Raw genomic sequence first — 9697 nt, 5'->3', positions numbered from 1 at the left:
GCGGGGCTGGGCAAGCCGGATCCGGCAGCCGCGGCCGCGCACACGGCCGCGATCGTCAAGCCGCTGCCGTACGCGCCGATGGCACGGGTGCGGATCCCGGCCATCAAGGTCGACACCCCAGTGGTGGACGTGGGCCTCGACGCGGACGGCTGGATCGCGGCGCCGCCGCCACGGGATCCCAATCTGGCCGGCTGGTACCAGAACGGCGTCGCACCGGGCCAGCGTGGCACCACTGTGGTCGTGGGGCATGTCGACAACCAGGCGGGGCCCGCCGTCTTCTTCGCGCTGGGCTCGCTGGAGAAGGGCCAGCGCATCGAGGTGACCCGGCTCGACGGCAGGACGGCCGTGTTCGTGATCTACGGCGTCGAGGTCTTCGCCAAGGACGACTTCCCGGGAGCCCGGGTCTACGGCGACACCGGCCATGCCGAGCTGCGGGTCATCACCTGCGGCGGCGGCTATTCGAAGGCCGGCGGCTATGCCGGCAATGTCGTGGTCTTCGCCCGGCTGGCCGAGACGCGCTGAGCCACGGAAAGACAGCCACGCCACGGAAAAAGCCACGGGAAAGACTTGGGCCGGCCGGCTCACTCGGGCCGGCCGGCCCTTCGGTGCGGACATCTCATCGGTGCGGTCGTCTCATCGAACCGTCCGGCTCATCGGTGCGGCACCGCGATGCGGTAGCCGTCCTTCAGCAGTCTGGGCAGATAAACACGGAGCGCCGCCACGCTCTGCGAGCGGTTGCCGCCCGCGTCGTGCGACAGGACCACGACGCCGGGCCCGGCGCCGTCCAGCACCCTGCTGACGATCTTCTCGGTGCCGGGCACATTCCAGTCGAGGGTGTCGACGGTCCAGGCGAGCGGCTCCATACCCAGCTCGGCGCCGATCTCGAAGGAGTGCTTGTTCCAGGCACCATAGGGCGCCCGGTACCAGAGCGGCGCGGTGCCGATGGTCTCCTCGATCAACTCGCTGGTCCGTCCCAGTTCCTTGCGGATACTGGACGGAGCGAGGCTCGGCACCAGCGGATGGTTCCAGGTGTGATTGCAGACGACATGCCCGTCGTCGGCGATCTCCCGCAGCAGATCGGGATAGTCCTCGACCATCCCGCCGCAGACGAAGAACATCGCGCGTACGTCGTAGGTCCTGAGCGTACGCAGGATGCCCGGTGTGTAGCGCGGGTCGGGCCCGTCGTCGAAGGTGAGCACCATGCTGCGGCCCAGCTCGGGCAGGGCCAGGATGGGGTTCTTGCGTACCGGAGGCGCGGCTCTGCGGTAGCCGAGCGGAGCGCTCTCGATCATGGGCTGGAGCCGATACGCGGAGGGCTTGAGCGGGGCGCTCGCCCTGGCTCCCGCCGCCTCCACCGCGTCCTTGGAGCCCGCCGGCGGCGCCGGGACCACGGAGGGACCGGGCGTCTGGGCCTGTCCTGCGGTGATCATCCGGGCGGCGAGGGCGGCGCCCAGACAGGCGGCGACCCGCAGGACGGCACGGCGCCCCGGAATCATCTGATCCTTTTTCATGACCAATGGCTCGCACGGCGGATGCTTTCCGTCACTCAGCAACACCCCAAAACCGGGCGAAAGCACCCGATGGGATGAGCACCGCTCCGGTCCCTGGCCCGCACGCCGACGGGACCGGAAGTGTCTCACGGATGGCCGACCGGGTGACAATCACGATCACCCGGCCGCTGCCGTAACGGCCGGCCCCTCGGCTCGTTGAGGGACACCGTTCATCGACGGTCCCCCGGGAGCCGATAGCCTGCGTATGTGACCCAGCAGCCCACCAGATTCGAACGCGGTACCGACGGCCCCAAGGTGATCGTCGTCGGTGTGGACGGATCGCAGTCCTCGTTCCGCGCGGCCTCGTACGCCGGCGGTCTCGCCCGGCGGCAGAACTCGCTGCTCGCCATCGTCTATGTACAGCCGGTGCTCGCGGCGGGCGCGGCCCTCGGCGCCCCGGTCGCGGACACGACCGGGGAGATCGCCGAAGGGCTGGTGAAGGAGGTCCGCGAGGCGATCGAGCGGGTCAAGGACGTCTGGGACGTCCGCTGGGAGTTCCATACGTTCCACGGGGACCCGTACAACGGACTGGTCACCGCGGCCGACGAGCTGAAGGCCGACGCCGTGGTGGTCGGCGCCTCCGAGTCGGCCGGGCACCGGATCATCGGCTCGGTGGCGGTACGGCTGGTCAAGGCGGGCCGCTGGCCGGTGACGGTCGTCCCGTAACCCGGGAGCCGATGACGCGCTCGCCTCTTGGTCCGAGGACCGATGACCGCCGCCCGCAATCCGGCCCCGGCCGACGCGTCCCACCGCCCCGTAGCCGCCGCCCGTAGCCCGCTCCGCGCCTTCCGGCGGGCATCGGGCTTGCCCGGGGTCCATGGCTTCCGCGCGGCCCTCAGCGGCCCATCGTGAGCCCGTCTGCCGCCGCGCCCCGGCTGAGGACCGCCTCGCTGATGTCCGACTGGATCTCCCGGTAGTCCTCCCGCCTCGGATCCCGCTGTACGGCCTCCGGCAGATGGACCACCCGCAGCGTGTCCAGATCCATCATCTGCGGGATGAACTCGGCCTTCTTCACCTGCCAGCGCTCTCCCTTCGCCGCGGGCGGCGCGAAGGTGAAGCGGCCGATCGAACCGTGGTTGCCCCGCCCGTCGAGTTCGCCGTCGTTGTTGGTCATCGTGCCGGCGACCTGGTCGCCCATCCCGTAGATGATCCAGGTGCCGTTGACCTTCTGGTACGGCTGCGGCACATGCGCATGCGTGCCGAGGATCAGATCAATGTCGGGCCGGCTTCCGCTGCGCGACGCGGTGAGCTTCTTGCCCAGTTCGAGCTGTTCCGCGTCGGGCTCGGTCTGCCACTCGGTGCCCCAGTGCAGACTCACCACGACGACATCGGCCCCGGCGCTCCGCGCGGCCCGCGCGTCGGCGATGATCTGGTCCTCGTCGAGGAGACCGACCGCCCACGGCTGGTCCTCGGGAAACGGATTGTCGTTGGTGCCGAAGGTGTACGCGAGCTGGGCGACCTTGGCGCCACCCGCCTTCATCAGGGCCGGGCGCATGGCCTCCGCGGCCGAGCGGGCCGAGCCCGCGTGTTTGACGCCCGCCTTGTCGAGGGCGTCGAGAGTGCGGCGTACACCGTCGGCTCCGTCGTCCAGGCTGTGGTTCGACGCGGTGGAGCAGGAGTCGTAACCGGTGTCCTTGAGGCCCTGGGCGATCTCCGGCGGCGACACGAAGGCCGGATAGCCGCTGTACGGGCCGCCCTCCTCGCCGTACACGGTCTCCATATGACAGATCGCCAGATCCGCGCCGGAGACGACGGGCTTGACGGCGGCGAACATCGGCGCGAAGTCGTAGCCGTCGTCCTCCGCGTCGGACTCTCCCTGGGCGATGACGGAGTCGTGCGGAAGAACATCGCCCGTGGCGACCAGGGTGAATCCGCCCTTCTTGGCGGCGCCGTCCGCCGTGGGCCCGTGGTGCGGCGGACGGTCGTGGGTGGCGGGCCGCCCGGGGCCCGCGCAGGCCGCCGCGGTTCCGAGGAGCACCACGGCGGCGGCCATCGCTCCTTGTCGCATGCGCTTGGTCATGAGCCGTACTCCGTCTTTCGGGGATATCGACGCAATGAATCCATATGGTCATATAAATGGATGTCAAGTAACCAAGCCGACAAGGCCGGAGAAAGGGACTGAACGCCTCCGCCGGACCGTTCATCGCACCACTCGTCGCAGTGAGCGACCGCTCGTCGCAGACCTCTGCGCTCCGTCTGTCCCCGGGCGCCGCCATGCGCTCGTATACGGCAGGCGGCAGCACCACCGCAGGACGGCGAACCCGACGGGAAAGGGCGTTCACGATGACCACCGCCACGGCCACGGAGACGACCGACGAGCGGGCGCTGAAGGAGCTTCAGCGCGCGCACGGCCCGGCCCTGATGAACTTTCTGCTGGGACTGACCTACGGCGACCGGCAGCGCGCCGAGGATCTGGCCCAGGAGACGCTGGTACGGGCCTGGCAGCATCCGGAGGCGTTCGAGGCGCCCTTCGACTCCATGCGGCCCTGGCTGTTCACCGTCGGCCGCAGGCTCGCCATTGACGCGCGCAGGTCCCGGATGGCGCGGCCCAGCGAGGTCAGCGACGGGATCCTCGCCGCCACGCCCGATCCGGAGGACCGCACGGAGAGCGCGGTCGCGGTGCTCGACGTACGGCAGGCCGTGAAGACGCTGAGCCGTGACCACCGCGAGGTCCTGGTGCAGATCTATTTCCGCGGACTGAGCGTCGCCGAGACCGCGCGGGCGCTGGGCATCCCGGAGGGCACGGTCAAGTCCCGTTCGTACTACGCGCTACGGGCGCTGAGCCGCTCCCTGCCCGGCTACAGCAGATCGTCCTCGTCGCAGAGCGCGAGCAGCGACGGCATACCGGCCACCTCCAGATAGGCCGTACCGCACAGCTCGCAGCCGGCGAGATGGTCCACGACCCGCCGGTCCTCCTCGGGCGCGAGCGCGCCGAGCACATGGGCGCCGAGCAGTGTGCGCACATGCGGACCGGCCGGAACGGGACGTGGCTCGGGATGCGGCTCCGGGCGTAACTCCGGGCATGACTCCGGGCTCGGCGCGGGACAGGAGCCGGGGCGCCGGCCCGGCGGCGGGCCGGAATCAGCCGTTCCGCTGTCGGAATCCACCGTTCCACCGCCGTCCTCGGCACCGTCGGCCACACCCGTCACAATCCGCTCCCGTCCGCCGTCCGATCCTGCCCTTCTGGCCACGCGAGGCGGCCTCCGCCGGTTCAATGCTCCCTGAAGCAGGCTTCGGGGGAAGGAAGGCGGAAAAGCGATGCGTCCGGAAAGTACCGAAGGGGTAGGTGGTGGCGGTCTGCTGGTGCCGATGGCTTGGATGTACGCCGAGTACATCGCCGACGAGCTGCTGCGCACCGGTGATCTGATGCCGCCCACGACGCTGGAGTACCGGGCCGGCCGGGACGCGCTGGCCCTGACCATTTTCCTCTCCGACGGCCCGGTGGGCGGTCGGCGGTTCCAAGGCGTCGTGGCGCGTATGGACGAGTGGCGCTCGCTCACGGCATACGGCACGAGCTGGCGCGACTGGGTCTGCACCCGGCTCGACCGGCTGGAGGCGGCGGCCTTCGAGTCCGGCTCCCGCAGCCGTGATCCGGATCTGGAGCTGGCGGGCGCGGCCTGGCGGTGGCTGGAGGAGACGGAGCTGCTGGCGGCCGATCTCGACGCCATGGGTCCGGCGGGCGGAGATCCGTTCTCGGCCGGAGAGGCCGAGACGGCCTCGGTGGCGCGGGAGTACGGAGCAGGCGGAGAGGAGGAGGGACCTCAGGTGTGGACGCCGGCCTGGCAGCTCGGGCTGCCGCTGGGACATCTGGCGATGCATCTGTTCTGATCGGGTCCGACCAGGCCTGACCGGGCCTCAGGTGCCGTGTACGCCCGCCCGGTACTTGGGTATCCGTACGGTGATCTTCGTTCCGGCATCCACTCCCGTCTCGATGACCAGCCCGTACTCGTCCCCGTAGACCTGGCGGAGCCGCTCGTCCACATTGAGCAGCCCGATTCCGGTGGACGCGCCGCCCTCGCCGCGCAGGATCCGGCGCAGCCGGTCCGGCTCCATACCGACGCCGTCGTCCTCGATCACCACCTCGGCCTCCGCTCCCGCGTCGAGCGCGCTGATGGTGATTCGGCTCCTGGTGACGGCTCCTTCGAGGCCGTGCTTGACCGCGTTCTCGACGAGCGGCTGAAGACAGAGGAACGGCATCGCGACGGGCAGGACCTCCGGGGCGACCTGGAGCGTCACCGAGAGCCGTTCGCCGAACCGGGCCCGTACGAGCGCCAAATACTGGTCGATCGAGTGCAGTTCGTCGGCGAGAGTGGTGAAGTCGCCGTGCCTGCGGAACGAGTAGCGGGTGAAGTCGGCGAACTCCAGGAGGAGTTCACGGGCCCGCCCCGGATCGGTACGGACGAACGAGGCGATGGCGGCCAGGGAGTTGAAGATGAAGTGCGGTGAGATCTGGGCCCGCAGCGCCTTGATCTCGGCCTCGATCAGCCGGGTGCGGGAGCGGTCCAGCTCGGCCAGTTCGAGCTGGACGGAGACCCAGCGCGCGACCTCCCCGGCCGCCCTGGCCAGCACCGCCGACTCCCGTGGCGCATAGGCGACCAGCGTGCCGAGCACCCGGTGGTCGACGGTGAGCGGAGCCGCCACCGCCCAGCGCAGCGGACAGTCGAGATCGCCGCAGCCGCTGGCGAAGGCCGTGTCACGGCCGCTGTCCAGCGGCGCCCGCACATGGTCCATCACATGTCGGCCGTGGTGTTCGCCCAGACCGTCCCAGACGAGGACCCGCTCCCGGTCGGTGAGGCAGAGCGCGTCGGTGCCGAGCAGGGAGCGGAGTCTGCGGGCGGCCTTGCGCGCGCTCTCCTCGGTGAGTCCGGCTCTGAGCGGCGGCGCGGCGAGCGAGGCGGTGTGCAGTGTCTCGAAGGTGGCGTGCTCCACGGGCGTGCCGACATCGCTGGTCCGCGCGGGCCGCGCGGTGCGCCGACCGAGGACGAAGCCGCCCGCGAGCAGCAGCGGACCGAGGACGATCAGTACGGCGAGGGCCGCGCCGCTCATCGGACACCTCCCGTACCACTCGTACCGCTGGTGCCGCTCGTACCACCGGTGCCGCTGATGCCGTCCAAGCCGCCCGGACCGCCCGGGCCGCCGCGCGCGCCAGGCATCAGGGCCTCCGGCAGATGGAATCGTGTCATGGCCGCGTTGGTGCCCGGCGGTATCCGGCCGCGTGTGGCCAGGGACACCAGGATCATCGCGAGGAAGCCGACCGGCACCGACCAGACGGCGGGCCAGGCGAGCAGCGCGTGCGGCCAGCCGGACCGTACGACGCCGCTGACCGTGATCACCGTGGCGGCGAACGCCAGCCCTCCGCCGAGCAGCAGTCCGGCGATCGCACCGGGCGGAGTGAGCCGGCGCCACCAGATGCCCAGCACCAGCAGCGGACAGAACGAGGACGCGGAGACCGCGAAGGCCATCCCTACGGAGTCCGCCACGGGCATCCCGCTGACCAGCAGCGAGCCGCCGAGCGGTACGGCCATGGCGAGCGGTGTGGCCAGTCTGAAGTGCCGTACACCACGCGACGGAAGGACATCCTGGGTGAGGACGCCCGCGACGGCCATGGTCAGCCCGGAGGCCGTGGACAGGAACGCGGCGAAGGCGCCGCCCGCCACGAGTGCGCCCAGCAGCGCTCCGCCGAGACCGCCGATCGCGCGCTCCGGCAGCAGCAGCACGGCGGCGTCGGCGTTCGCGCCGTGAGGCAGTTCGGCCACGTACAGCCTGCCCAGCGCGCCGTAGACGGGCGGCAGCAGATAGAACGCGCCGATCAGTGCCAGAACGAAGACCGTGGTGCGGCGGGCGGCCCGGCCGTTGGGGCTGGTGTAGAAGCGGACGACGACATGCGGCAGGCCCATCGTACCGAGGAAGGTCGCCACGATCAGTCCGTACGTCGCGTAGAGAGGATGGTCGGCGCGGTCCGCGACGGCGCTCGTCAGCCCGAGATCGACGTGCGGCCGGCCGTCGCCCTGCCAGGCCAGCAGCAGGAAGAGCGCCGGTACGAGCAGCGCGGTGAGCTTGAGCCAGTACTGGAACGCCTGGACGAAGGTGATGCTGCGCATTCCGCCCGCCGCGACCGCGACCACCACGACCAGCGCGACGAGCACTCCGCCGAGCCAGTCCGGTGCGCCGGTCAGAATCCTCAAGGTCAGCCCCGCGCCCTGGAGTTGAGGCACCAGATAGAGCCAGCCCGCGCCGACCACGAACACACTCACCAGCCTGCGCACCGCGCGTGATTCGAGCCGTCCCTCGGCGAAGTCGGGCAGTGTGTACGCGCCGGAGCGGCGCAGCGGCGCGGCCACGAAGACCAGCAGCACCAGATAGCCGGCGGTGTAGCCGACCGGATACCAGAGCATGTCGGGGCCGTGCAGCAGCACCAGGCCCGCGACACCGAGGAAGGAGGCGGCGGACAGGTACTCGCCGCTGATCGCGGCGGCGTTGAGCCCGGGGCCCACGGTGCGGGAGGCGACATAGAAGTCGGAGGTGGTACGGGAGATCCGCAGCCCGAAGCCGCCGACGAGGACGGTGGCGAGGACGACGACGGTGACGGCCGTCACCGTATAGCTCTGGCTCACGGAACGGGCCGGCCCTTCACCAGCCGGGCGAAATCACGCTCGTTGCGCTCCGCGCGCCGTACGTACCACCAGGCGAGCAGCGTGAGCAGCGGATAGGCGGCGAAACCCAGCACCACCCAGACCGCCGTCGCGTCCCGCAGCGCGGCGAAGGCCAGCGGCAATGTGCCGGCGACCAGCGCGAGCACGGCGAACGCGGAGAGCCCGGCCCGTAGTTGACTGCGCATCAGGGAGCGCACATAGGCGTCGCCGAGGGCGGTCTGCTCCTCGATCTCCGCCTGGGCGCGGTAGCGCGGCAGCGGCCGTACGCGCCGGGACTCGCCGGTGACGACCTCGCGCCGGGGCGCGGGCTGCCGGGACTCTCCCGTCATACGCGCTCCTCCCGTCGGGCCCGCGCCGGAACACCCTGTGCCGGAACCGCCCTGTGCCGGGCCCGGCCCTGTGCCCGGGCCCGGAGTGTACGCAGCCGGGCGATCCCTACGGAAGGGCCTGGTCAGCGCCCGCCCTGTCGCATCAGGAGATCGCGCAGGGCGCGGGCGTGGCGTCGGCTGACGGCCAGCTCCGCGCCCCCGACGCGTACGCTCATCGCGCCCGCGTCCAGCCGCAGTTCGTCGATCCGGGCCAGGGCGACCAGATGACGGCGGTGGATCCGGACGAAGCCGCGGGCCCGCCAGCGCTCCTCCAGCGTGGTGAGCGGGATCCGTACGAGATGGCTGCCGCTGTCGGTGTGCAGCCGGGCGTAGTCGCCCTGGGCCTCCGCGTAGACGATGTCGTCCACGGCGACGAAGCGGATCACGCCCCCGAGTTCCACAGGTATCTGGTCGGCGGCGGGCGCCTGTGCCGGACCGCGCTCCCCCACCAGCTCGGCGACCCGGCGCACGGCCTCGGCGAGCCGCTCCCTGCGCACCGGTTTGAGGACGTAGTCGACGGCCTTCAGATCGAAGGCCTGGACGGCGAAGCCCTCGTGCGCGGTGACGAAGACGATCAGCGGCGGCTCGGCGAAGCCCGCCAGCAGCTTGGCGACATCGAGCCCGGTCAGCCCGGCCATATGGATGTCGAGGAAGACCACGTCGACGGAGGCGGAGCCGTCGGGCCCCGCGTCGAGCGCGGCACCGATCCGGCGCAGCGCCTCGGTGGCGCTCGTGGCGCCCTCGGCACTGCGGATCCGCGGATCGGCCCTGAGCAGATAGAGAAGCTCTTCGAGCGCCGGTTCTTCGTCGTCCACGGCCAGTACGCGCAGCATGACGCCGGAGTGTAGGTCCTCGAACACACAATGGCTTCCCCGGCTTGAATGATTCGGCGCTCCGCTGCGTACCAGACACCATGCGGACCTTGGACCTCCATCGTGATGTCGGCGCCTACACGCTGGGCGTGCTCGACGCCGCGGACGCCTTCCGCTTCGAGGACCACCTGATGGAGTGTCCGCGGTGCGCCCTGCTGCTGGCCGACCTCGGCGGTGTGAAGGCGCAGCTCGACGAGTACGCGCGGCGGACGCCCGCCGAGGTGGCGCCGTTCGCCGCCGCGAGCCCGGAGCTG

General features: G+C 70.9%; 12 protein-coding genes. 5 read left to right on the top strand and 7 right to left on the bottom strand.

The annotated features are described in order from the left end of the window. Positions 1 to 522, top strand: a 522-nt coding sequence (locus GA0115259_RS19915; RefSeq protein WP_107469226.1) for a class F sortase, incomplete at its 5' end; no start/stop codon positions are given. A 128-nt stretch (positions 523 to 650) separates the two neighbouring features. Here the strand turns inward: GA0115259_RS19915 and GA0115259_RS19910 are convergent. Beyond that, positions 651 to 1511 (bottom strand): polysaccharide deacetylase family protein, encoded by an 861-nt coding sequence (locus GA0115259_RS19910; RefSeq protein WP_093598865.1) that lies wholly within the window; start codon positions 1509 to 1511, stop codon positions 651 to 653. A gap of 246 nt (positions 1512 to 1757) precedes the next feature. Between GA0115259_RS19910 and GA0115259_RS19905 the strand changes: the two genes are divergently transcribed. Then, positions 1758 to 2216, top strand: coding sequence for a universal stress protein (locus tag GA0115259_RS19905; protein ID WP_093598862.1), 459 nt, complete (start codon positions 1758 to 1760; stop codon positions 2214 to 2216). Between the two features lie 169 nt (positions 2217 to 2385). On the opposite strand, the gene GA0115259_RS19900 is transcribed toward GA0115259_RS19905, so the two are convergent. Next, positions 2386 to 3570 carry a CapA family protein gene (locus GA0115259_RS19900; protein ID WP_093598859.1) on the bottom strand — a complete coding sequence of 395 codons (1185 nt, stop codon included), beginning with the start codon at positions 3568 to 3570 and terminating at the stop codon, positions 2386 to 2388. 263 nt (positions 3571 to 3833) lie between these two features. Between GA0115259_RS19900 and GA0115259_RS19895 the strand changes: the two genes are divergently transcribed. After that, a complete protein-coding gene (locus GA0115259_RS19895) occupies positions 3834 to 4412 on the top strand; it encodes a sigma-70 family RNA polymerase sigma factor (RefSeq protein ID WP_093598856.1) in 579 nt (192 codons plus the stop codon). Here GA0115259_RS19895 and GA0115259_RS41990 read toward each other — a convergent pair. Continuing rightward, positions 4349 to 4513: a zf-HC2 domain-containing protein gene (locus GA0115259_RS41990; RefSeq protein WP_256098052.1), complete on the bottom strand. Its 165-nt coding sequence runs from the start codon at positions 4511 to 4513 to the stop codon at positions 4349 to 4351. The two genes, GA0115259_RS19895 and GA0115259_RS41990, sit on opposite strands and share 64 nt — an antisense overlap. 295 nt (positions 4514 to 4808) lie before the next feature. Between GA0115259_RS41990 and GA0115259_RS19885 the strand changes: the two genes are divergently transcribed. Then, complete coding sequence (locus tag GA0115259_RS19885; RefSeq protein ID WP_093598853.1) at positions 4809 to 5378, top strand: hypothetical protein; 570 nt, start codon at positions 4809 to 4811, stop codon at positions 5376 to 5378. 27 nt (positions 5379 to 5405) lie between these two features. Here GA0115259_RS19885 and GA0115259_RS19880 read toward each other — a convergent pair whose 3' ends face one another. The 4 genes from GA0115259_RS19880 to GA0115259_RS19865 form a co-directional block, all read right to left on the bottom strand. Continuing rightward, positions 5406 to 6596 carry a sensor histidine kinase gene (locus GA0115259_RS19880; RefSeq protein ID WP_093598850.1) on the bottom strand — a complete coding sequence of 397 codons (1191 nt, stop codon included), beginning with the start codon at positions 6594 to 6596 and terminating at the stop codon, positions 5406 to 5408. Next, positions 6593 to 8164 carry a sodium/solute symporter gene (locus GA0115259_RS19875; RefSeq protein WP_093598847.1) on the bottom strand — a complete coding sequence of 524 codons (1572 nt, stop codon included), beginning with the start codon at positions 8162 to 8164 and terminating at the stop codon, positions 6593 to 6595. Before GA0115259_RS19875 ends, GA0115259_RS19880 begins: the two co-directional genes overlap by 4 nt. Next, complete coding sequence (locus GA0115259_RS19870) at positions 8161 to 8532, bottom strand: hypothetical protein (protein WP_237540227.1); 372 nt, start codon at positions 8530 to 8532, stop codon at positions 8161 to 8163. Before GA0115259_RS19870 ends, GA0115259_RS19875 begins: the two co-directional genes overlap by 4 nt. Positions 8533 to 8654: 122 nt before the next feature. Then, positions 8655 to 9404, bottom strand: a complete 750-nt coding sequence (locus GA0115259_RS19865; protein WP_093598868.1) for a LytR/AlgR family response regulator transcription factor — start codon at positions 9402 to 9404, stop codon at positions 8655 to 8657. A gap of 80 nt (positions 9405 to 9484) precedes the next feature. Here GA0115259_RS19865 and GA0115259_RS39105 point away from each other — a divergent pair. Beyond that, positions 9485 to 9697 (top strand): zf-HC2 domain-containing protein (locus GA0115259_RS39105; RefSeq protein ID WP_141716622.1); only part of this gene is annotated, 213 nt, incomplete at its 3' end.

Source organism: Streptomyces sp. MnatMP-M17, from assembly GCF_900091995.1.
GTDB lineage: Bacteria > Actinomycetota > Actinomycetes > Streptomycetales > Streptomycetaceae > Streptomyces.
Note: the sequence above shows the minus strand (reverse complement) of the source record. Positions and strands in the feature narration are given on the sequence as shown.